The sequence below is a fragment of the Sphingomonas lycopersici genome (genome assembly GCF_026130605.1).
GTDB classification, from domain to species: domain Bacteria; phylum Pseudomonadota; class Alphaproteobacteria; order Sphingomonadales; family Sphingomonadaceae; genus Sphingomonas; species Sphingomonas lycopersici.
Genome location: NZ_JANFAU010000008.1, coordinates 50,861 through 73,508, shown reverse-complemented (window position 1 = coordinate 73,508; position 22,648 = coordinate 50,861). Strand labels below are relative to the sequence as shown.

The 22,648-nt window shown below is 67.8% G+C and carries 18 protein-coding genes; 3 read left to right on the top strand and 15 right to left on the bottom strand.

Features of this window, described 5'->3' with window-relative positions; translation table 11 throughout:
• Nucleotides 1-80: 80 nt before the first annotated feature.
• A complete protein-coding gene (gene rpoB / locus NED98_RS16005) occupies nt 81-4,229 on the bottom strand; it encodes a DNA-directed RNA polymerase subunit beta (protein ID WP_265313642.1) in 4,149 nt (1,382 codons plus the stop codon).
• Between the two features lie 412 nt (nt 4,230-4,641).
• On the opposite strand from rpoB, the gene NED98_RS16000 reads away from it, so the two are divergent.
• Nucleotides 4,642-6,561: a CocE/NonD family hydrolase gene (locus tag NED98_RS16000; RefSeq protein ID WP_265313641.1), complete on the top strand. Its 1,920-nt coding sequence runs from the start codon at nt 4,642-4,644 to the stop codon at nt 6,559-6,561.
• Here the strand turns inward: NED98_RS16000 and NED98_RS15995 are convergent.
• A complete protein-coding gene (locus NED98_RS15995; protein WP_265313640.1) occupies nt 6,480-7,130 on the bottom strand; it encodes a hypothetical protein in 651 nt (216 codons plus the stop codon). The genes NED98_RS16000 and NED98_RS15995 overlap by 82 nt on opposite strands.
• Between NED98_RS15995 and NED98_RS15990 the strand changes: the two genes are divergently transcribed.
• The gene (locus NED98_RS15990) at nt 7,093-7,830 is read left to right on the top strand and encodes a hypothetical protein (protein WP_265268876.1); all 738 of its coding nucleotides are present in this window, start codon (nt 7,093-7,095) and stop codon (nt 7,828-7,830) included. The genes NED98_RS15995 and NED98_RS15990 overlap by 38 nt on opposite strands.
• A 124-nt stretch (nt 7,831-7,954) precedes the next feature.
• Here NED98_RS15990 and rplL read toward each other — a convergent pair whose 3' ends face one another.
• The 12 genes from rplL to NED98_RS15930 all read right to left on the bottom strand — a co-directional run bounded on the left by rplL (nt 7,955) and on the right by NED98_RS15930 (nt 20,396).
• On the bottom strand, nt 7,955-8,338 hold the full coding sequence (gene rplL, locus NED98_RS15985) for a 50S ribosomal protein L7/L12 (protein ID WP_179512080.1): 384 nt from the start codon (nt 8,336-8,338) through the stop codon (nt 7,955-7,957).
• A gap of 67 nt (nt 8,339-8,405) precedes the next feature.
• On the bottom strand, nt 8,406-8,921 hold the full coding sequence (gene rplJ / locus NED98_RS15980; protein WP_179512079.1) for a 50S ribosomal protein L10: 516 nt from the start codon (nt 8,919-8,921) through the stop codon (nt 8,406-8,408).
• A gap of 335 nt (nt 8,922-9,256) precedes the next feature.
• Nucleotides 9,257-10,426 (bottom strand): alpha-hydroxy-acid oxidizing protein, encoded by a 1,170-nt coding sequence (locus tag NED98_RS15975; RefSeq protein ID WP_265313639.1) that lies wholly within the window; start codon nt 10,424-10,426, stop codon nt 9,257-9,259.
• Nucleotides 10,427-10,485: 59 nt separating this feature from the next.
• Nucleotides 10,486-12,555 carry a TonB-dependent receptor gene (locus NED98_RS15970; protein ID WP_265313638.1) on the bottom strand — a complete coding sequence of 690 codons (2,070 nt, stop codon included), beginning with the start codon at nt 12,553-12,555 and terminating at the stop codon, nt 10,486-10,488.
• 240 nt (nt 12,556-12,795) lie between these two features.
• The gene (gene rplA, locus NED98_RS15965; protein WP_179512076.1) at nt 12,796-13,488 is read right to left on the bottom strand and encodes a 50S ribosomal protein L1; all 693 of its coding nucleotides are present in this window, start codon (nt 13,486-13,488) and stop codon (nt 12,796-12,798) included.
• Between the two features lie 2 nt (nt 13,489-13,490).
• Nucleotides 13,491-13,922: a 50S ribosomal protein L11 gene (gene rplK / locus NED98_RS15960; protein WP_179512075.1), complete on the bottom strand. Its 432-nt coding sequence runs from the start codon at nt 13,920-13,922 to the stop codon at nt 13,491-13,493.
• Between the two features lie 155 nt (nt 13,923-14,077).
• Complete coding sequence (locus tag NED98_RS15955) at nt 14,078-15,091, bottom strand: CAP domain-containing protein (RefSeq protein WP_265313637.1); 1,014 nt, start codon at nt 15,089-15,091, stop codon at nt 14,078-14,080.
• A gap of 80 nt (nt 15,092-15,171) precedes the next feature.
• Nucleotides 15,172-16,467 carry a sensor histidine kinase gene (locus tag NED98_RS15950; protein WP_265313691.1) on the bottom strand — a complete coding sequence of 432 codons (1,296 nt, stop codon included), beginning with the start codon at nt 16,465-16,467 and terminating at the stop codon, nt 15,172-15,174.
• A 43-nt stretch (nt 16,468-16,510) separates the two neighbouring features.
• Nucleotides 16,511-17,230 carry a response regulator gene (locus NED98_RS15945; protein ID WP_179513675.1) on the bottom strand — a complete coding sequence of 240 codons (720 nt, stop codon included), beginning with the start codon at nt 17,228-17,230 and terminating at the stop codon, nt 16,511-16,513.
• Between the two features lie 116 nt (nt 17,231-17,346).
• Nucleotides 17,347-17,931 (bottom strand): EF-hand domain-containing protein, encoded by a 585-nt coding sequence (locus tag NED98_RS15940; RefSeq protein WP_265313636.1) that lies wholly within the window; start codon nt 17,929-17,931, stop codon nt 17,347-17,349.
• Between the two features lie 150 nt (nt 17,932-18,081).
• Entirely contained in the window at nt 18,082-18,867 is a 786-nt protein-coding gene (locus NED98_RS15935; protein ID WP_265313635.1) for a thioesterase family protein, read from the bottom strand.
• Nucleotides 18,864-20,396: a class I adenylate-forming enzyme family protein gene (locus NED98_RS15930; RefSeq protein ID WP_265313634.1), complete on the bottom strand. Its 1,533-nt coding sequence runs from the start codon at nt 20,394-20,396 to the stop codon at nt 18,864-18,866. Before NED98_RS15930 ends, NED98_RS15935 begins: the two co-directional genes overlap by 4 nt.
• Before the next feature lie 71 nt (nt 20,397-20,467).
• On the opposite strand from NED98_RS15930, the gene NED98_RS15925 reads away from it, so the two are divergent.
• Nucleotides 20,468-21,256 (top strand): SDR family NAD(P)-dependent oxidoreductase, encoded by a 789-nt coding sequence (locus NED98_RS15925; RefSeq protein ID WP_179512070.1) that lies wholly within the window; start codon nt 20,468-20,470, stop codon nt 21,254-21,256.
• A gap of 53 nt (nt 21,257-21,309) precedes the next feature.
• Here the strand turns inward: NED98_RS15925 and NED98_RS15920 are convergent, their stop codons facing one another.
• Nucleotides 21,310-22,518 (bottom strand): MFS transporter, encoded by a 1,209-nt coding sequence (locus NED98_RS15920; protein WP_265313633.1) that lies wholly within the window; start codon nt 22,516-22,518, stop codon nt 21,310-21,312.
• Between the last annotated feature and the right edge of the window lie 130 nt (nt 22,519-22,648).

The following is a 22,648-nucleotide window of genomic DNA, read 5'->3' as shown; positions in this document are numbered from 1 at the left end:
GGGGAGGGTGGGGCGTCGCGCGTGCGACTGCCCCTCTCCCCGGCCCTCTCCCCGCAAGCGGGGAGAGGGAGATTGCATCTTTACTCGGCCGCCTCGGCCAGGCCGTCGTCCTCGTCCATCGACTTCAGATCGACGTTGAGGCCCAGCGAGCGCATTTCCTTGACGAGCACGTTGAAGCTCTCCGGGATGCCGGCCTCGAAGGTGTCGTCGCCCTTGACGATCGCTTCGTAGACCTTGGTGCGGCCGACCACGTCGTCGGACTTCACCGTCAGCATTTCCTGGAGCGTATAGGCCGCGCCATAGGCCTGGAGCGCCCACACTTCCATTTCGCCGAAGCGCTGGCCGCCGAACTGCGCCTTGCCGCCCAGCGGCTGCTGGGTGACGAGGCTGTACGGCCCGATCGAACGCGCGTGGATCTTGTCGTCCACGAGGTGGTGCAGCTTGAGCATGTAGATGATGCCCACCGTCACCTTGCGATCGAACTTCTCGCCGGTGCGCCCGTCGAACAGGTCCGACTGACCCGAGGAGTCGAGCCCGGCCAGTTCGAGCATCGCGGCGACATCCGCCTCGTGCGCGCCGTCGAACACCGGGGTGCCCATCGGAACGCCGCCCTTCAGGTTCTGCGCCAGTTCGACGATCCCGGTGCCGTCACGCCCGTCGATATCGGCGACATAATGTTCGCCGTAGATCGTCTTGAGGCGTTCCTTCACCGGTTCCGGCATCGCGCCGGGCCGTGCGTCGGGGTTGGCCTCGCGCCAATCTTCGAGCGCCTGCGCGACCTGCTGACCCAGGCCGCGCGCGGCCCAGCCCAGATGGGTCTCGAAGATCTGCCCGACGTTCATGCGCGACGGCACGCCCAGCGGGTTGAGCACCAGATCGACCGGGGTCCCGTCGGCGAGGAACGGCATGTCCTCCACCGGCAGGATGCGGCTGATCACGCCCTTGTTGCCGTGACGGCCGGCCATCTTGTCGCCCGGCTGCAGCTTGCGCTTCACCGCGACGAACACCTTGACCATCTTGAGCACGCCCGGCGGCAACTCGTCGCCACGCTCCAGCTTTTCGCGCCGGTCGTGGAACTTGTCGGTGATCCGCTTGGCGGCCTCGTCATACTGCGTCTTGACGGTTTCGAGATCGCTCTGGACCTTGTCGTCCTGCACGGCGAACTTCCACCATTCGTGGCGGTCGACCGAATCGAGCACGTCGTTGTCGATCGTCACGCCCTTCTTGACGCTCTTCGGCGCCGAGGTGGCGACCTGACCCAGCAGCATCTCGCGCAGACGCGACCAGGTCGCGCGGTTGAGGATCGTGCGCTCGTCGTCCGAGTCCTTCTTCAGGCGCTCGATCTCCTCGCGCTCGATCGCCATCGCGCGCTCGTCCTTGTCGATGCCGTGGCGGTTGAACACCCGCACGTCGACGATCGTCCCGGCAACGCCCGGCGGCAGACGCAGCGAGGTGTCGCGCACGTCGCTCGCCTTTTCGCCGAAGATCGCGCGGAGCAGCTTCTCTTCCGGCGTCATCGGGCTTTCGCCCTTCGGGGTGATCTTGCCGACCAGGATGTCGCCCGGCTCCACCTCGGCGCCGATATAGACGATGCCCGCCTCGTCGAGGTTGCGCAACGCTTCCTCGCCGACGTTGGGGATGTCGCGGGTGATGTCCTCCGGCCCGAGCTTCGTGTCGCGGGCGGCCACTTCGAACTCGTCGATGTGGATCGACGTGAACACGTCGTCCTTCACGATCCGCTCGCTGATGAGGATCGAGTCCTCATAATTGTAGCCGTTCCACGGCATGAACGCGACGAGCGCGTTGCGGCCGAGCGCCAGCTCGCCGAACTCGGTCGACGGGCCGTCGGCGATGATGTCGCCGGCGTTGACCACGTCGCCCACCTTCACCAGCGGGCGCTGGTTGATGCAGGTCGACTGGTTCGAGCGCTGGAACTTCATCAGCGTGTAGATGTCGACGCCCGATTCCTCGGCCGAAACCTCGCCCGTCGCGCGGACGACGATACGGCTGGCGTCGACCTGGTCGATCACCCCGGCGCGCTTGGCGGCGATGGCGGCGCCCGAATCGCGCGCGACCGTCTCCTCCATGCCGGTGCCGACGAACGGCGCCTCGGCCTTGACCAGCGGCACCGCCTGGCGCTGCATGTTCGAGCCCATCAGCGCGCGGTTCGCGTCGTCGTTCTCAAGGAACGGGATCAGCGAGGCGGCGACCGAGACGAGCTGCTTCGGCGACACGTCCATCAACGTGATCGTCTCGGGCAGCGCCATCAGGAATTCGCCCGCCTGACGTGCCGAGATCAGTTCCTCGATCAGCCGGCCGTCACGATCGACTTCGGCGTTGGCCTGCGCGATCGTGTGCTTCGCCTCCTCCATCGCGGAGAGATAGACGACCTCGCCGGTCACCTTGCCGTCGACCACGCGACGGTAGGGCGTCTCGATGAAGCCGTATTTGTTGACGCGGCTGAACGAGGCGAGGCTGTTGATCAGGCCGATGTTCGGGCCTTCCGGCGTCTCGATCGGGCAGATACGGCCGTAATGCGTCGGGTGGACGTCGCGGACCTCGAAGCCCGCGCGCTCGCGGGTGAGACCGCCCGGCCCGAGCGCCGAGACGCGACGCTTGTGCGTCACTTCGGAGAGCGGGTTGGTCTGGTCCATGAACTGCGACAGCTGCGACGAGCCGAAGAATTCGCGCACCGCGGCGACCGCCGGCTTGGCGTTGATCAGGTCGTTCGGCATCACCGTCGACACGTCGACCGACGACATGCGTTCCTTCACCGCGCGCTCCATGCGCAGCAGGCCGACGCGATACTGGTTCTCGAGCAGCTCGCCCACCGAACGCACGCGGCGGTTGCCGAGATTGTCGATGTCGTCGATCTCGCCCTTGCCGTCCTTCAGGTCGACGAGGGTCTTGACCACCGCGAGGATATCCTCGGTGCGCAGCGTCGTGACGCTGTCATCGGTGTCGAGATCGAGGCGCATGTTGAGCTTGACGCGGCCCACCGCCGACAGGTCGTAGCGGTCCGGATCGAAGAACAGCCCGGCGAACAACGCCTCGGCGGTCTCCAGCGTCGGCGGCTCGCCGGGGCGCATCACGCGATAGATGTCGGACAGCGCCTGCTCGCGCTCCTCGGCCTTGTCGGCCTTGAGCGTGTTGCGGATCCATGGCCCGGTGGTGACGTGATCGATATCGAGCAATTCGATGCGATCGACGCCCGCCTTGTCGAGCTTTTCGAGGTTCTCGGGCGAAATCTCGTCGCCCGCCTCGACGTAGATCTCGCCGGTCGCTTCGTTGATCAGGTCATAGGCCGAATAACGGCCGAAGATTTCCTCGGTCGGGATCAAGAGGTCGGTGAGGCCGTCCTTCGACGCCTTGTTCGCGGCGCGCGGGGAAATCTTCTGCCCGGCCGGGAAGACGATCTCGCCCGAATTGGCGTCGACGATGTCGAACATCGGCTTCACGCCGCGCCAGCTTTCCGCCTGGAACGGGATCTTCCACCCGCCTTCGCCGCGGACGAAGGTGAGGCGGTTGTAGAAATGGTTGAGGATTTCCTCGGAGTTGAGGCCGAGCGCATAAAGCAGCGCCGTCACCGGAAGCTTGCGCTTACGGTCGATACGGACGTTGACGATATCCTTGGCGTCGAACTCGAAATCGAGCCACGAGCCGCGATACGGGATCACCCGCGCCGCGAACAGATATTTGCCCGACGCGTGGGTCTTGCCGCGATCGTGATCGAACAGCACGCCCGGCGAGCGGTGCATCTGGCTGACGATGACGCGTTCGGTGCCGTTGATGAAGAAGGTGCCGTTCTCGGTCATGAGCGGCATGTCGCCCATGTAGACGTCCTGCTCCTTGATATCGAGCACCGAGCGGGTTTCCGTATCCGGATCCACCTCGAACACGATCAGGCGCAACGTGACGCGCATCGGCGCCGCATAGGTGATGCCGCGCTGACGGCATTCCTCGACGTCGAACTTCGGCGGCTCGAGTTCGTAATTGACGAAATCGAGCTCGGCGGTGCCGGCGAAATCGCGGATCGGGAACACGCTGCGCAGCGTCTTTTCCAGACCGGAGACATAGCCGATCGAGGGATCGGAGCGCAGGAACTGTTCGTAGCTCTCGCGCTGGACCTCGATGAGGTTCGGCATCTGCACCACTTCGTGGATGTTGCCGAACACCTTGCGGATGCGCCGCTTGGGCGTGGTCGCGCCCTCGATCGCCTTGGTTGCCATGTAGCTGTCAGCCCTCAGTCAAAAACCGTTCGAGCGCGTGAACGGACGCCAAAAGGCCGCAGTCCTTCCCCGGGCGGGGCGACGGCAGCCTGTAGCGTCTATGAAACCGGAAACTCCCATTCGTCCGATACGGTGCGCGACGCCGCATCATGTCCCGAAGCTCCAGCAAGAGGCGCGATATAGGATGCCGGTCCAACAACGTCAATGAGGGGTTCCAGTCATTCCTCCCACAACGCCGTCATCCCCGCGAAGGCGGGAATCCATTCTGGCTGGCCTCACGATTCTTTCCCCGACCTGCGCGAATGGATCCCCGCCTTCGCGGGGATGACGAAGTGGCCTGGCGTGGTTGATCCCGCCGCCCGACCCGGCATAACGCAGCGCATCCTTCTTCCCGAACGGGGCAGACACACAGATGCATCGCAAATCCCTGATCCTCGCCGCCCTTGCGCTCACCGCCGCGCCGCTTGCCGCGCAACAGGTCAGCGCGCCGCAGGTCGGCGGGGATATCCCGGCCAATTTCGCTTACCCCACCCAGGCCAACGATTATATCAAGCGCGACGTGATGATCCCGATGCGCGACGGGGTGAAGCTCCACACCGTCATCGTCATCCCCAAGGGCGCGACCAACGCGCCGATCCTGCTCACGCGCACCCCTTATAATGCCTCGGCGCGTGCGCAGCGGATGGCGAGCCCGAATATGGTGTCGGTCCTGCCGCAGGGCGACGAGCCGTTCGTCCGCGCCGGCTATATCCGCGTGTTCCAGGATATCCGCGGCAAATATGGGTCGGAGGGGGATTATGTCGTTACCCGCCCGGTGATCGGCCCGCTTAACCCGACCAAGGTCGATCATACCACCGACGCCTGGGATACGATCGACTGGCTGGTCAACAAGGCCAACCTCCCCGAAACCAACGGCCGCGTCGGGATGCTCGGCTCCTCCTATGAGGGGCTGACGGTGGTGATGGCGCTGCTCCACCCGCATCCCGCGCTCAAGGTCGCCGCGCCGGAAAGCCCGATGATCGACGGCTGGATGGGAGACGACTGGTTCCACTACGGCGCGTTCCGCCTCGCCAATATCGGCTGGCTCGGCTCGCAGACCGGGTTCAAGGGCGGCGCGCCCGAGCCGGCCTCGGGCTTTTACGACGATTACGACCAATTCCGCCGCATCGGCTCCGCAGGGGCCTGGGCGGAGAAGTCGGGTTATGCCGCTCTGCCTTTCTGGCAGCGGATGGTCGCGCATCCAGCCTATGACGAATTCTGGCAGGGGCAGGCGCTCGACAAGCTCATCGCCGCCAATCCTTCCGATGTCCCGACGATGTGGGAACAGGGGCTGTGGGATCAGGAGGACATGTATGGCGCGATCCATACGTGGGAGGCGCTGAAGGCCAAGGGCAAGCTCGGCAGCAATTTCCTCGTCATGGGGCCGTGGCGGCATAGCCAGGCGAATTACGACGGCTCGTCGCTCGGCGATTTCAAATGGAACGGCGACACCGCGACCGAGTGGCGCGAGAAATATCTGTTCCCGTTCTTCGACCAATATCTGCGCGACGGCCGCCCCGCGTTCACCCCGCCGCAGGCGCTGATCTACAATAGCGGCGAGAACCATTGGGACAGCCTCGCGCAATGGCCGCTTGCTTGCGAGACGGGGTGCGCCGCGCCGTTGAAGCCGATCTATCTCGAGGCCGACGGCGGGCTGGGCTTCGACAAGGGCGGGGCAGGGGGCGACAGCTATGTCTCCGATCCGGCCAAGCCGGTGCCGCATCTGCCGCGCCCGGTGAACCTGGGCGACGGCGATCGCTGGAAATCGTGGCTGGTGCAGGATCAGCGCGCGGTCGACGGGCGCCCCGATGTGATGACCTATCAGACCGCGCCGCTCACCGCGCCGGTGCGCGTCTCCGGCGCGCCGATCGCCGAGCTGTTCGCCAAGACGACCGGCACCGACGGCGATTTCGTGGTCAAGGTGATCGACGTCTACCCCGACGAATATGCCAATGACCCCAGGAAAGGCGGCTATCAGCTCGCGATCAGCCTCGATATCTTCCGCGGGCGCTATCGCGAGAGCTTCGCGCATCCGTCGGCGATCCCGGCGAACAAGGTGCAGCGCTATCGTTTCCGCCTGCCCACGGTGAACCATGTGTTCCAGCCGGGGCATCGCATCATGGTGCAGGTGCAATCGTCGCTGTTCCCGCTCTACGACCGCAACCCGCAGAAGTTCGTGCCCAACATCTTCCTCGCGAAGCAGGCCGATTATCAGAAGGCGACGGTCACCCTGATGCGTGGCGGCGCGGCGGCGAGCGCGGTGTGGCTGCCGGTCGTCCCGGCGGAGAAGTGATCGTTGGCTAAGGTTAAGCTTCGAGCGGATAACGCGCGCGGGATGAAGATCGGTACGACGGGGTTGGCGCTGGCCGCGGCGGCGCTTTTGGGCGGGCAGGCGCCGGTGCAGGCGATCGCGCAGGCGGCGCCGCAGAGCAATGCGACGCCCAGCCCGGGCAATGCGCCGGTCGCGACGATGCCGCCGCCGGTCATCACGATGCAATTGCCGCCCACGGTTTCCGAGACGCCCGTGCCGGTCGTGGTGCCCACCGCGCAACCGACCCCGACGCCGCCCGCGCGCCGCGAGATCGAGCCGCGCCCGATCGTCCGCGCGACGCCGCAGCCGACCGCGACACCGCGCGCGCGATCGGCGCCCATCGCCGCCCCGGCGGTTGCGCCCGAACCCACGCCGACTCCTACCCCGACCCCGGCGGTGTCGCTCGGCACCGCGCCGATCGCATCGCCTAGCGCTACGCCGACGCCCTCCGCGACCCCGATCGCGGTCCCGACTTTGCCGGACGCCGGGACGAGCGGCTGGCCCAAATGGCTGGTGCCGGCGGCGATCGGCGGGCTGCTGGTGCTGGTCATCGCGTTTTTCCTCTGGCGTCGCCGCCGCGTGGCGGCGGAGGCAGCCGAGGTGGCGCAACGCCCGGCGCCGGCGCGCTTCGTTCCGCCGTCGCCGCCCGCCGCGCCGGTCGAACCCGAGCCCGCGCCGCTGCCCGAACCCTCGCCGCCGTCGCCTGCTGCCGCGCCGCAATTCCTCGAGCGACCCGCGCCGAGCGAGCGCGCGTGGCTCGATCTCGCCGCGCCGACGGTGCATCGCGCGGGGGTGAACCTCGTCACCGCCACCGCCGATGTCTCGCTGACCGTGCGCAACGAGGGGAGCGCCCCCGCGCGCGACATCCGTCTCGCGATCCTGCTGACCAGCGCGCAGCCGGGGCAGGATGCGGTGCTCGATGCGCTCTATGCCGAGCCGGTCGCGCGCCCGATCGTCCCGCCGTTCACACTCGCGCCGGGCGATGAGAAGGTCGTGCGCGGGCTGGCGACGATGCCGCGCGAGGCGATCGTCGCGCTTTCTGCCGCCGACCGGCCGATGTTCGTGCCCGTCGTCGCGCTCAACGCGGTTTATGATGCGGCCGGCGGCGCGCCGGGGCAGACCACCGCAGCCTTTGCGGTGGGGGTCGAGCGCGCCGACGGCGCCAAGCTCGCGCCGATGTGGCTCGACGAGCCGTCGCGGATGTACGACGCGATCGCGATCCGCGCGCACGGGACGACGGTGAAACGGTGATTCCGCAACTCCCCTCCTTGAAGGGGAGGGGAACAGGGCAAAAAAAGGGCGGCTCCCGCGAGGGAACCGCCCTTTTTTCGTGTCAGCCCGCCGCGGGAGCGAACCCCCGCGACAATGCCGAAGCTTACTTGAGTTCGACGGTCGCGCCGGCTTCCTCGAGCTGCTTCTTGACCTTCTCGGCCTCGTCCTTCGAGACGCCTTCCTTGACCGGCTTCGGCGCCGACTCGACGAGCGTCTTGGCTTCGGTCAGGCCGAGACCGGTGATCGCGCGGACCTCCTTGATGACGTTGATCTTCTTGCCACCGTCGCCGGTGAGGATCACGTCGAATTCGGTCTTTTCTTCGGCGGCCGCAGCCGCGCCACCGGCGCCGCCGGCGGCCGGGCCCGCAACCGCAACCGCGGCAGCGGCGCTCACGCCCCACTTCTCTTCGAGGAGCTTCGAGAGCTCGGCCGCCTCGAGGACGGTCAGTTCGGACAGCTGGTCAACCAGCGCGTTCAGGTCTGCCATTGTTCACTTCCTTCATGTCTGTGCCCGGCGAGGGGCACCAGTTTCGCTTGAATAAACCGCCTGGAAATCAGGCGGCTTCCTTCTCCGAATAGGCCTTGAGCACGCGCGCGAGCTGCGCGGCGGGCGCCTGGGTGACGGTCGCCAGCTTCGTGGCGGGTGCCACGAGAAGCCCGACGATCTTCGCCCGGAGCTCGTCCAGCGACGGCAGCGTAGCGAGCGCCTTCACGCCCTCCACGTCGAGCGCATTTGCGCCCATCGCCCCGCCCACGATTTCGAACTTGTCGTTCGTCTTCGCGAATTCGACCGCCACCTTCGCCGCAGCGACGGGGTCGATCGAGCTGGCGAGACCGACCGGACCCGTGAGCATGTCGCCCAGCGAGAGATAGTCGGTGCCGTCGAGCGCGATCTTGGCAAGCCTGTTCTTCGAGACCTTATAGCTCGCGCCGGCTTCCCGCATCTTGTTGCGCAACTGAGTCGATTGCGCGACGGACATTCCGTGGTTGCGGGTGACGACCACCACGCCGACCTCGGAAAAGGTGCGGTTCAGCTCGGCAACGGCCGCGGCCTTTTGAGCACGATCCATGCCATTCTCCACGTTCTGAGCATGGGCTTGCGCCCACGCCCGGTTGCATTTCCCCGCACGGGGCAAGCCCCGCACGAAGTTGTCCAGCGATGGGGAATGGGAAGCGACGCGAGCCGCCGAAAGCGGTTCACGCAGCAGACCGGCGCGTCACGGATGACTGGCCGGAAAAATCCTGTCCCCGTCTCGGCGGGAAGATTAAGCCGGCTAACCGGCACCCGCTGTCTCGGACGGTGCCCGGCGGCACAAGGCTGCCGGACGCGCGCGGGCTCATACAGGGCGGGGGGCGAAAGTCAACCTTGCGGCACCTCTCCCCGTTGTGGCGAAGGGAGGTTGTACTATCTATCCGTCCGGCTTGCCCCTTCGGCGCGGACGGCGGCCAGCGTCGGATAACCGTTGACCGCCATCAGCAGATCGGCCTCGGCGAGGATCGATTTCAGCACATGCGCCGCGCCCTCAGCGCCGCCGAGCGCGAGCCCGTAGCTATAGGGTCGCCCGACGCCGACCGCATCGGCGCCGAGCGCGATCGCCTTCACCACGTCGCTGCCCGATCGGATGCCCGAATCGAACAGCACCGGAACACGCCCCTTCACCGCCTCCGCCACTCCCGGCAGCATGTCGATCGCGGCGATCCCGCCATTGGCCTGCCGCCCGCCGTGGTTGGAGACGTAGATGCCGTCCGCCCCGCCGTCGATCGCGCGCCGCGCGTCATCGGGGTGGCAGATGCCCTTGAGCACGATCGGCAGCTTGGTCAGCGATTTGAGCCACGGCAGATCGTCCCACGTCAGCACCTTGCCGAAGGTCGCGCCCCAGGTGCCGATCGCGGTGCGCAGATCGGCCTCGGGCGGGGCGCTCAGCAATTTGCGGAAGGCGGGGTCGACGAAATAGTTGGTCAGCACCGCGCCGCGCAATTGCGGGAAATTGGAGACGTTGAGGTCGCGCGGCCGCCAGCCGGTCACCCAGGTGTCGAGCGTCACGACGATCGCCCGATAGCCCGCCGCCTCGGCGCGGCTGACGAGGCTCGCCGCAACATCCTTGTCGCGCGGGGTATAGAGCTGGAACAGCGCGGGCGTATCGCCGCACGCCAGCCTTACGTCCTCGAGCGGATCGTTGGCGAGGGTGGAGGCGCAGAGCGGTACTCCGGTCGTCGCCGCGGCACGCGCGGCGGCAAGATCGCCGTGCCCGTCCTGCGTGACGATCCCGGTCACCCCGATCGGCGCCATGAACAGCGGCGAGGCGAGCTTCATGCCGAAAAGTTCGGTCGACAGGTCGCGCTGTGTGCAATCGACCATCATCCGCGGCACCATCCCCCAATGGCGGAAGGCGCGGGCATTTTCGTCCTGGGTGAATTCGTCGCCGCACCCGCCCTGGACGTAATTGAGCACCGCCGGGGGCATCGCCGCCTCGGCACGTGCCTTGAGGGTCGCGAAATCGACCGGCAAGGTCGGCAGGACGCCCGAGAGCCCGGCGCCGTAGATCAGGGTCTGATAATCGCCGTAATGCGGCATCCTCGCCTCCGTTTTATCTGGTCGCGGTTGTCGACCGCGGCCACCGCCGGCGTCAAGGATCACCGCATCCGGTAGCGCAGCCCGAGCCACAAGGTCCGCGGGGTCGCCCGTTCGACGATATTGTTGCCGCTGATCCCTGCCTCGACCCGCGCGTCGAACATATTCTCGGCGCGCGCCTCGACCGTCCAGGCGTGGGCGAGCGGCAACGTCGCTACCGCGTCGAGCGTCGTCGCGGGACGCAGCACGTTGCTGTTCTGATCGTCGTCGAACTGGCGCGCGACATAACGCAGCGTGGTGGAGAGCGAGGCCTCGCCCGATCGCCAGCCGAGCGTACCGGAAACCTGATCGCGCGGCGTCTGCGCCGGGCGCAATCCGTCGAGCGCGGCGGCGGCGCCGGAGGCGACGACACGCGCGGAGACATGCTGCCACGAGGCGCGTGCGTTGAACGGCCCCGAACGCCAGCTCGCCTCCACCTCTATTCCGGTCGAGGTGATCGCATCGAGGTTCTGGCGCACGCGATAGACCCCGCCCGCCGCGACGAAGCCGACCCCGGGGAAGGTCCTCGGCCCGCGCCCCATCGTGACGTTGGCGATCGCATCGTCGAGCCGGTTATGGAACCAGGTGACCCCGAGCGAGGTCGTCGCGGTGGGGGTGAAGGTCGCGCCCCCCTCGTACCCCGTCAGCCGCTCGGGGTTGAGCGCGGCATTGGCGGCGGTAGCGTCAGCGCCGACGCGGAACGGGCGGTAGAGTTCGTTGAGCGTCGGCAGCCGCCAGCCGCGATAGGCCGCGCCGCGCAGGACGAGCGCATCGACCGGTCGCCACGCGATGCCCGCGCGTCCGGTCGCCTCGGTGCCGTCGCGATTGGCGAAGGGCGCGTTGGTGAGCGGCGCGCCGGTCGCAAGGTCATGCTCCTTGAGATAGCCGTCGGCGATCCGCCACCAATCGATTCGCCCGCCGAGATCGATCGTCACCCGGCCGAGATCGGCGCTGCCGTCGGCGAACAGCCCCGCGGTGCGCGTCTCGCCCCCGGCATAGCGCTGCCGCGTCGGTGCGCCGGCGACATAGGTGTAAAGCTCTTGCGTGCGCCCCGAGACCGCGCGGATATCGCTGCCGAGGCGGAGCGACAGGCCGTCGCCGATCGGCGGCGCTACCTCGATCCGCGCACCGACCCCGGTCGCCGGGGTATTATATTGGTTGAGCGTCTGGGTCGCGGTGGTGCGCGCGGGGTTGATGCTGGCGAATTGCGACGAAAAGGCGCGGGTCTGGAGATAGCCCAGCACCGACCAGCCCCAATTGCCGCGCCCGACCAGCCTGAGGCTCGCATCGGCGCCCTGGTCGCTGTTGGCGGTATAAGCGGTGCCGCGATCGCGGCTATCGGTGAAGGCGCTGACATTTGCCTGCAATTCGGTCGACGGCGCGATCGAGATCACCCCGCGCACCGCCCCGCTCGCCTGCTCATAGGGCGCGGGGCGATCGACCGGCCCGCGCGATTCGGAGACGGTGGGGGTAAAGCCGTCGCCGCGCGCATAGCTGCCGGCGATCGTTGCGAAGCCGCCGCTGCGCACCAGCGCGGCGCTGCCGTCCGCCTCGAGCGAATTGCGGCTGCCATAAGCCACCCCCATCGCCAGCGGCGACAGCTGATCGGGGGTGGCGCTCTCCATCTCCACCGTGCCAGCGAGCGCCCCCGGCCCGAAATAGCCGCTGCCGCCGCCGCGCGTCACCCGGATGCGGCCGAGCCGCTCGGCGCTATAGGCGGGGAAGGGCACCCAGCCGCCGAACGGATCGGCCTGCGGCACCCCGTCAAGGATCAGCAATGCGCGGCTCGACGCGTTGCCGCCGATCCCGCGCAGCGAGATGCCCTGGCTGGTCGGGTTGGCCGAGCGCGAGTCAGACCGGCGGAACTGCTGGAGCCCGGCGACATCGGCGAGGATGCTTTCCAGCCGCGCGCTGGCATTGTCGGTGATCCGGTCGCGATCGATCGTCACGGTGTCGAACGCGCGATCGCCGGCGCGGTCGTCAAGCCCGCGCCCGGTGACGACGACGTCGCCGGGCTGCGCATTGTCGGCAATCTGCGCCGCAGCGGGCGTGGCGGTGGAGGCGAGCAGCGCGATGGCGAGCGGGCGAAGCATGAGTGGCGCACTAAGCAAAGGATTCGGGGAAGGAAAGCGCTCCCCGCCTACTACCGTCACCCGGCTCAACGCCGGGGTGACGGAGATGCAGGCCCTCGCTTGTGTTCCCGCGAAGGCGGGGCCCAGACTGGGTTCGGGCCTTCGCGGGAGCACTAAGGAGGCGCCGAAGCGCGCGCCCCAAAAAGAAAGGGCCGGGATCGCTCCCGGCCCTTCATTGGTCTTGCGACCGGAAACGTCGGCTCAGGCGCCGGCGACTTCCGCCACGTCGACCTTGATCCCCGGGCCCATCGTCGAGCTGACCGCGATCTTGCGGACATACTTGCCCTTGGCGCCCGACGGCTTGGCCTTGATCACCGCATCGACCAGCGCGTCGAAGTTGCGACGCAGGTCTTCCGCGGCGAAGCTCGCCTTGCCGATGCCGGAGTGGATGATGCCGGCCTTTTCGACGCGATATTCGACCTGGCCGCCCTTGGCCGCCTTCACCGCCTCGGCGACGTTCATCGTCACGGTGCCGAGCTTCGGGTTCGGCATCAGGCCCTTGGGGCCGAGCACCTTACCGAGACGGCCGACGACGCCCATCATGTCCGGGGTCGCGATGCAGCGGTCGAAATCGATCGTGCCGCCCTGGATCGTTTCCATCAGATCCTCGGCGCCCACGACATCCGCACCGGCAGCGCGCGCCTCATCGGCCTTCGCGCCCTTGGCGAACACGCCGACGCGCACCGTCTTGCCGGTGCCGGCCGGGAGCGTGACGACGCCACGGACCATCTGGTCGGCGTGACGCGGATCGACGCCGAGGTTCAGCGCGATCTCGATCGTCTCGTCGAACTTCGAGGTGGCATTGGCCTTGGCCAGCGCGATCGCCTCGTCGACGCCGTGCAGCTTCTCGCGATCGATCTGGATCGCCTTATGCTTCTTGGTCAGCTTCGCCATGTTCAGCCCTCCACCACTTCGAGGCCCATGGCCCGCGCGCTGCCTTCGATGATCTTGGTCGCGGCGTCGATGTCGTTCGCGTTGAGGTCCTTCATCTTGGCCTCGGCGATTTCCGCCAGCTGCGAACGCTTGATCTTGCCCGCGCTCACCTTACCCGGCTCCTTCGAGCCCGACTTGAGGTTCAGCGCCTTCTTGATCAGGAAGGTGGCCGGCGGCGTCTTGGTCTCAAACGAGAACGAGCGGTCGGCGTACACGGTGATGATGGTGGGGAGCGGAGCGCCCTTTTCCATGTCCTGCGTCTGGGCGTTGAACGCCTTGCAGAATTCCATGATGTTCACGCCGCGCTGACCCAGCGCCGGGCCGATCGGCGGCGACGGGTTTGCGGCGCCGGCGGGCACCTGCAACTTGATATAGCCGGTAATCTTCTTTGCCATGTCACTCTCTCAATCCGGCCGCTCCCTTGGGTAAGGGGGACGGCCTGGTTTCAAGTTTAGCGGTCCGAGCGGGCATGCGCCCTCCCGCAAGCTTTCCACGATTTTCGCGAGGAAGCGGCGCCCCTAGCCGAAACAGGGTGCGATTGCAATCGGCCCTACGGCACCATCCGGAACGTATAGCTGTAGCTCGTCTTCGGCGCGCCGGAGACGTTGTTGATCGTCACCGAATAGCTAACCGCCGGCTGCAGCCCGGTGACACGCCACTGGATGCTGTTGGGCACGCCATAGCCGAGATTGTCGGTGCTGACGTCGGTGACCGGCATCGCGCCCGACGGGCCGGTGACGGTCACCGTGGCGCTGGCGAAGCTGACGCTCTGATTGGCCCACACCCCGAGCGTGCTCGCGATCGCGGTGAACGACAGATAATCCGATGCACCGAAATAACGCTGCGGATAATCGCCATAAGGATAAGCGACGAACGCGGGGACGCCGCTCGGCACCGCAGGGGCGGCGTTGAAGTTCAGCACCCGCATCGAGGCGGCGCTGGCGCGGCTGCCGTCGGCCAGCACGATCGAGACGCGACCATAGGATGTCTTGCCGAGGAACGGATCGAGGATCCAGCGGCGATGGCCGATATCGGCGGCGCCATTCTCGGTCATCCACAGCGCCAGATAATCGTCGTCGCTGTCGAACGCGGTATTGCTGCCCCATACCCCGACGAGATTGCTCGCGCCGGCGCCCCCCGCGCCGCTCGCGCTATAGCATTGCCAGGTCGACGACGGCGAATGGCTCAACTGCCGCGCCACCGCCATCATCAGCGACGAATCCTGCTCCTGACTGTCCTCGTCGTTCGAATAGACGACCGGCGGCAGATTGTGCAGCGCGCGCAACGTGTTGAGGTTAGAGAGGAAGTTGGCCTTCACGCTCGCCTTGAGCGTGCCCGAGCTGCAGGTCGAAACATTCGGCTGCGCATCATAGAGCGCCGCGGCTTGCTGCGCCCAGCTTCCCGGCGTCGACGAAGAGGTCGGCGATGAGCTGGGCGAGGGCGAAGGCGAGGGAGTCGCCGCCGGCTGGCTGACGCTCAGCCCGCCGCCGCCGCCCGAGTCGCCGCAGCCCGCCACCAAAAGCGGGAGCGCGACGAGGCAGGCGCGGCGGATGCGGCAGTTCATGACGCATGCGTAATTGCGAATTCCTGCCAAATTGCAAAACGCCAAATAAACGGCGCGTTCTGCCGCAAAAATTCAATGCTTCACCGCACGGGCAGCGTCAGCACCGCTTCCAGCCCGCCGCCATCCCGGTTGGCGAGCGATACATCGCCCCCCGCTTCGCGGGCGATTGCGCGGGCGAGGGCGAGACCGAGACCGATCCCGCCGGTCTCGCGGTTGCGCGAGTTTTCCAGCCGGGTGAACGGCTCGAACACGTCGGCGAGCCGGTCCGGCGGGATGCCCGGCCCGCGATCGGCGACGACGACCGCCACTGCTCCGCCGCGCGGCGCGAGCGTCACCTCGGCCCCCGCGCCGTATTTCACCGCATTCTCGATCAGGTTGCGCACCGCGCGGCGGATCAGCGAGGGGCGCAGCCGCACCGGCAGCCGATCGGCTTCCTCGAACGCCACCGGATGGCCGAGATCGCGAAAATCCTCCACCACCGCGTCGACCAAAGCCGCGAGATCGACCTCGGTCACCGGCTCGCTCGGGCGCCCCAGCCGCGCGAGGCTCAAGATGTCGTCGAGCGTGCGGTTCATCTCCTGGATGATATCCGCCATCCGCGCGCGATCGGCCTCGTCCTCGACCGATTCGATCCGCACCCGCAGCGCGGCGAGCGGGGTGCGTAGATCGTGCCCGAGCGCGCCGAGCATGCGGTCCTTCTCGTCGAGCATCGCGCGGACGCGGACGCCGAGCGCATTATAGGCGGCGATCACCGCGCGGACGTCGGCCGGCCCCGCCTCGAGAACCGGCGCCGCCGCACCGCCGAGCGAGAAGCGCTGCGCATCATGCGTCAGTGCACGCAACGGCTGCGAGATGCGCCGCGCCAGCCACAGCACCGGGACGAGCAGGACGATATAAAGCACCAGCGTCTGCGCGATGAGCCGCCACAGGATCGCCGGCCCGGCATCGGGCCAGAAGGCGCGTGCGACCAGCCAGCCGTGCCCCGGCTGCTCGACCGCGATCAGCAGCATGCGGCGCGGGCCGCGACGACCGGTGTGCATGCCCCCGTCGTCGCGCGCGCGGGGCGGCAGGTGGATCACCGCGGCATCGACCTGCCCGGCCGCAACTCCCATCCGCGCAAGATTGGCACGCACCGCCGCCGCGACATCGGCGCGACGCGGCAGATCGGCGGGGATCGGGTTGGTGTCGACGCGGCGGATGCGGCCGCGATCGCCGGCGATCGGCTGCCCGCCGGCTTCGCGCCCGATCGCATCGGCGATGCGCAGCGCAGGAATGGCGGAGGCCTGCTGGAGGCGACTGGCCGATCGATCGCGGACGATCAGCGCGAAATTGACTGCCTGTGCGACGAACAAGGCCACCGCGACGAGCAGCGCCATCTGCCCCGCGAGGCTGCGCGGCCAGCGTGTCACCGGCGCGGGCTCACAGTCGGGTGACCTCCGCCGCGAAGGTGTAGCCGCCGCCCCATACCGTCTTGATGATCTCGGGCGATTTGGGATCGACTTCGATCTTGCGCCGCAAGCGGCTGATCTGATTGTCGATCGAGCGATCGAATGCGGCGGCCTCGCGCCCTTGCGTCAGATCGAGCAACTGGTCGCGGGTCAGCACCTGACGCGGGCGGCCGACGAGCGCGAGCAGCAGATTATATTCGCCGGTCGACAAGGGCACCGACACGCCGTCGCGATCGACCAGGGTCCGCTCGCCGGTCTTGAGCACGCGCCCGGCGAAGGCATAGGCCCCGCTTTCGGGCGCATTCTGCCGCGTGCCGCCCGCCTGCATGCGGCGCAGCACGACCTTGATCCGCGCGGAAAGCTCGCGCGGGGAAAAGGGCTTCACGACATAATCGTCCGCGCCCATTTCGAGCCCGACGATCCGGTCGGTCTCCTCGGCGCGGGCGGTAAGCAGGATGACGGGCAGGTCGCTCGTCTCGCGGATATGGCGGCAGAGCGACAGCCCGTCTTCGCCCGGCATCATGATATCGAGGACGACGAGATCGATCGCATAGGCCGCGAGCCGCGCGCGCGCCTGCTCGGCATCGGGCGCTTGCGTGACGCGGAAGCCCTGCTTGGTCAGATAAGTGGCGAGCGGTTCGCGGATCGAGCGCTCGTCGTCGACCAGCAAGAGATGTGGCGTTTCTCCCATCGCGTCGGGGATTAGCATGTCCACGCTCCGTGGGAAGCACCGGGCGGCGGGGAGGCCGCCCGGTGCGCTGGCAGGTCCTGCTCCCCTCCCTGGTGAAGGGAGGGGGAGAAGTGCGATCAGCGGGCGTTCGGCGTCGGCGCGGGCGCCGGCCCCGGCGTATCGCCCCGGTCGCGACGCATCTGCATCCGCTCGCGGAACTTCTCGCGCATCTGTTCGCGCGCGGCCTTGCGTTCGTCGGGGGTGATCTGGCCGTCGTGGTTGAGGTCCATCCGGTCGAAGCGCTCCGCGGCCTTCTCGTGCCATTCCTCGCGGGTGATCACGCGATTGGGATCGCCGCGCATCCCGCGCATTCCCATGTGGTGACCGCCGCGATGGCCGCCGCCCCATTTGTGGTCCGGCGTGGCGTTGGCATCGGCGCCCGGCGCAGTCTGCTCCGCGTGGCGCGCCTGCCAGCGTTCGCGCATCTTCTCATGCGCGGCCTTGCGCTCATCGGGGGCGATCTTGCCGTCGTGATTGGTGTCGATTGCGTCGAACATCCGGTCGGCGCGCGCCAGCGCCTCTTCGCGGGTGACGGTGCGATCGCGCATCCGCTCGTGCGGCGCGGCGGCGGCCGGCGGCGCGGCCTGGGCGAAAGCGAAAGACGGCGTCCCGGCCAGCGCGGCCGATCCGAGCGTCAGAGCAAGCAACAGCTTTTTCTTCATCATCGATCCTCATGCGCGGCGGGGCGATTTCCCCGTCGTTGGCATGAGGATTAGCCGTGGGCTGTCGCGCAGTTATGTCCGTCGCGGCCCCGAATTGTCGCAATTTGTCGCGTTTTTCTCCCCTCCCTCGTTCAAGGGAGGGAAGTGGAGTCAGGCGAACAGCGCGACCGACTGCATCTGCTCGGCGACCATCTCGCCCGCCGCGTTCCAGATCCCCATCTGCTGCGACGAACTGCCGGCGCGCGCATAATCGGCGTTGGAGCGGAGCAGCCACCAGCCGTCCTCGGTCGACGGCGTCGGGCCGAGCACGTTCAATATCCACGTCATCGAGCTCATCGGCACGTTGCGCCCGATGAGTCGCAGCGCGGCGGGGGGCAGGCAATCGCCGACCGCGAGCAATTCGACCATCGGATCGAGCCCCTCGCGCTCGTTGAGCCGCGTCCAGCGCAGCCATTCGGCCGGCAGCAGTCCCGGCCCGTCGCGCCGGTCGACGAATTCGAAATTGCGCGTGAAGGCGACCGCTGCACCGCCCTTATAGGTGGTGTCGCCGGGGCCGGGGCGCGGGAAATCGGGGAGAGTGGTGGTCTGATAATCCACCTCGCTCTCGATCGCGCGCATGAAGACGAAGGTGCAGCGCAGCCCGAGCCCCGCCTCGCTTTCGATGCTCGCCTCGATGAACGCGGCATTCTTGCCGCGCCGCAAGCGGTGCGTCGTGACGAGGATCGGCCCGGCGAGCGGGCCGACGAACGACACCTGCGCCGACCGCAGCGGGGGCAGGTCCTCGTCCGACCGCATCGCGCAATGCAAGGCGATCGCCGCGGAAAGCCCGCCATAGGAGGTGCGGCCCTGCAGCCAATCCTCGGGGATCGCGCCGCGCCAGCCGATCCCTTCCGCGAGCGGATTGAGGCCGTCGAGAATCTGTTTCAGGCTGGTCATGCGAACTCCCCCGCCGCGAGCCGGTCGCGCAGCTCGCGCTTCAATACCTTGCCGATCGCGCTGCGCGGCAGCTCGTTGGTGACGTGGAGCGCCGAGAGGCGCTGCGTCTTGCCGAGCCGGGCATTGGCCCAGTCGCGGATCTCGTCGGCGCTCTCGCTCGCCCCCGCGCGCGGGACATAGAAGCCGACCGGGGTTTCCCCCCATTGCTCGCTCGCCACCCCGACGACGGTGCAATCGGCCACCGCGGGATGCTCGGCGAGCACCGCCTCCAGGTCGGACGGATAGATGTTGAACCCGCCCGAGATGATCATGTCCTTCTTGCGATCGAGCAGGGTGAGGAAGCCGTCCTCATCGAACCGCCCGACGTCGCCGTGGCGGATCCAGCGGTTGCCGTGGGCGTCGAACCATTCGGCATCGCGCGTCGCCTGTTCGCGGCCGTGATAGCCGCTCATCATCGCCGGCGAGCGCCCGACGATCTCGCCCACCCCGCCGGGGGGCACTTCATTGCCCTCCTCGTCGAGCAGTTTCGCCTCATGCCCCGGGGCGAGGCGGCCGACCGTGTGGAGCTTGTCGGGGAATTCGTCGGCGATCAGGATGAACGACGCGCCGCCCTCGGTCATGCCGTAATATTCGACCAATTTGCCCGGCCAGCGATTGACCACATCGCGCTTCAACTCGGGCTTGAACGGCGCCGAGGTGCAGGTCTTGAAGCGGAAGGCGGACAGATCGAAGCGATCGAAATCTGGAAGCGCCATGATCCGCTGATATTGCACCGGGACGAGCATCGTGTGGGTCGCGCGGAATTTCTCGGCCAGTTCGAGGAATTGATGCGCGTCGAACTTCGCCATCAGCACCGCCGTGCCGCCCCACGCCAGCGTCGGGAGGAAGCTGACGAGCGTGGTATTCGAATAGAGCGGGGTGGAGAGCAACGTCACCGCATCGGCGAATCCGGCCTCCTTGTTGCGCGAGAAATGCTGCCAGCGCATCGCGTGGCTCTGCACGATGCCCTTGGGAATGCCGGTGGTACCCGAGGAATAGATGATGTTGAAGCCGTCGTCGGGCGCGATCGTGACTGGCGCGGGTTTGGCATCGGCGGGGGCGAGCCAATCTTCCAGCGCCTCGAGCCGGATCGCGCGCGCGGCGAGCGTCTCGCCCGCGAGCGCGGCGGCATTGGCGGCGTCGAGGAAGACGAGGTTCGCGCCGCTGTCGGCGATCATCCCGGCAATCTGCGCCGGGGTGGCGGAAGGCTGGATCGGCGCCGCGACGCTCCCCGCGCGCAACGCCCCGAGGAACACGATCGCCTGCGCCACCGACGGATAGGAAACCATCGCCACTGCCTGGCCTTGCGCCGTGCCGTCGCGCTGCAAAGCGGCCGCGACGCGATCCATCGCGCGATCGAGCGCGGCATAGCTCAGCTCGGACGCGCCGTCGGCGATCGCGCGCTTGCCCGGCTGGCGGGCGGCATGAAGGCGGATCAGATCGGGCAGCAGCCCGAACGGCCCGGCGAGCATCTCGGCAGGATCGGTCATGATTTAAGCCGCTAGGCGATGCCGCGCGCGAATGCCATACGCGATCTTCGAAAATGCATACGGAGGGCAGGATGAGAGGTTCGGTAGCGATCGTGACCGGCGGCGGGACGGGAATCGGCGCGGCGGTGGTGCGGCGACTCGCGGCGCGCGGCGTGGCGTGCGTGATCAATTATGCGCACAGCCGCGCCGATGCCGAGGCGCTGGCCGCCGAGGTGGGCGAGGGCGCGATCGCGGCCCAGGCGGACATCGTCGACGATGCCGCGTGCCGCGCGCTGGTCGCGGCGGCGACCGAGCGGTTCGGGCGGGTCGATTTTCTCGTCAACAACGCCGGGCGCACCAAGCATGTCGCGCACGAAAAGCTCGACGGGCTGGAGGCGGAGGATTTCATCGATATCTATCGGCTCAACACCGTCGCCGCCTTCCAGATGATCCGCGCCGCGGCGCCGGCTTTGTCGGCGAGCCCGCATGGTGCGGTGGTCAATGTCGCGTCGGTCGCGGGGCTTCACGGGATCGGCTCGTCGGTCGCTTATGCCGCGTCGAAGGGCGCGTTGATCACGATGACGCAGAGCCTCGCGCGGGTCCTCGCGCCGGGAATCCGGGTCAATGCGGTTGCGCCGGGCTATGTCGGCACCGGCTGGTTCGAAAAGACGCTCGGCGCGGAGGGCAAGGCCGCGCTCGATGCGCGGATCGCGGCGGCGACGCCGATGGCGATGGCGCCGCAGGCCGAGGATATCGCCGCGCCGATCGAGATGCTGCTCGACCCCGCCACCCGCGCGATCACCGGCGAGACCTGGCGGGTCGATGCGGGGACGCATCTCGATGTCGGGCTGAGCCGCCGGCCGGGGCGCGGGATGGAGTGAAATATTTCTCCCCTCCCTTGTTCAAGGGAGGGGAGACGGAAGAATGGGAGGGCTCACGCCAGCACCCCCTTCCGCCTGACCACCCCGAACCAGATCGTCGCGAGCGCGACCGCCGCCAGCGCCGCGGCGAGCAGGAACGCCGCGCCGGGCAGCCCGCGATCGGCGCCGAACGCCAGCGATTGCGTCATCACCAGCGGGCCGACGATCGCGGCGATGCTGGAGAGGCTCGCCATCCCGCCCTGCAGCGCGCCCTGGTGGCTGGCGTCGACGCGATTGGCGAGGATCGCGTTGATCGACGGGAAGACGAGTCCCGCGAGCGCGCCGATCAGGATCAGCGGATAGACCTGCCAGCCGTTGGTCGCGAAGGCGATCAGCGCGAATTCCGCGGCGCCGATCGCCAGCCCGATCAGCGCGGTGCGCTCCTCGCCGAAGCGCTTGATCGCGCGCCCGGTGAGGAAGATCTGCACGATCATCATCGCCCCGCCGACCGCCGCCAGCGACCAGCCGACCTGACGCCCGTTCCAGCCCAGGGCGATCTCGGCATAAAAGGCCCAGGTCGCGGGATAGACCATATGCGCGATCTGCCAGATGAGCGTCGCGATCAGCAGCGGGGTCGCGCCGCCGGCGTGGAACAAGGGCGCGAAGGCGCCGAACACATTGGCCTGTTTCCAGTCGAACCGGCGGCGGCGCTCGGGCGGCAGCGTCTCGGGCATGACCAGCGCGATCGTCGCGGCATTGGCGAGCGCGAGGCAGGCGGCGGCGATGAACGGCGCGCGCGGGCCGAGCGTCGAGAGCAATCCGCCGATTGCTGGCCCGATGATGAACCCCGCGCCGAATGCCGCGCCGACCAGCCCGAAGGTCGCGCCGCGCTTGTCGGGCGGGGTGACGTCCGCCAGCACCGCATTGACCGGGCCATAAGTCGCGCCGGTGATGCCGGCGATGATGCGGCCGAGGAACAGCCAGCCGATCGTCGGGGCGACCGCCATCAGCGCATAATCGGCGGCAAAGGCAGTCATCGCCGCGAGCAGCACCGCGCGCCGTCCGAAACGGTCGCCGAGATTGCCCAGCACCGGCCCGGCGAAGAATTGCGCGGTGGCGAAGGCGATCAGCATATAGCCGCCGATCCGCGTCGCATCGGGCAGCCCGACATGCGCGAGATGGACGATCAGCGAGGGCAGCACCGGGAGGATGATGCCGAAGCCGATCGTGTCGATCAGCACGGCGGCCAGCGCGATCGGCACCGCGCGGTGATGGAAACGCATCGAGCGGAACCCCTTGCAGATGCGGGGCTTTTCCCCCGTAGTGGGGCTATCCTATCGCAACGCGCGCAAAAGATAAGCCGTTCGCCCTGAGCTTGTCGAAGGGCGTCCTGCCGCCCGTGAGTTGGGGCCG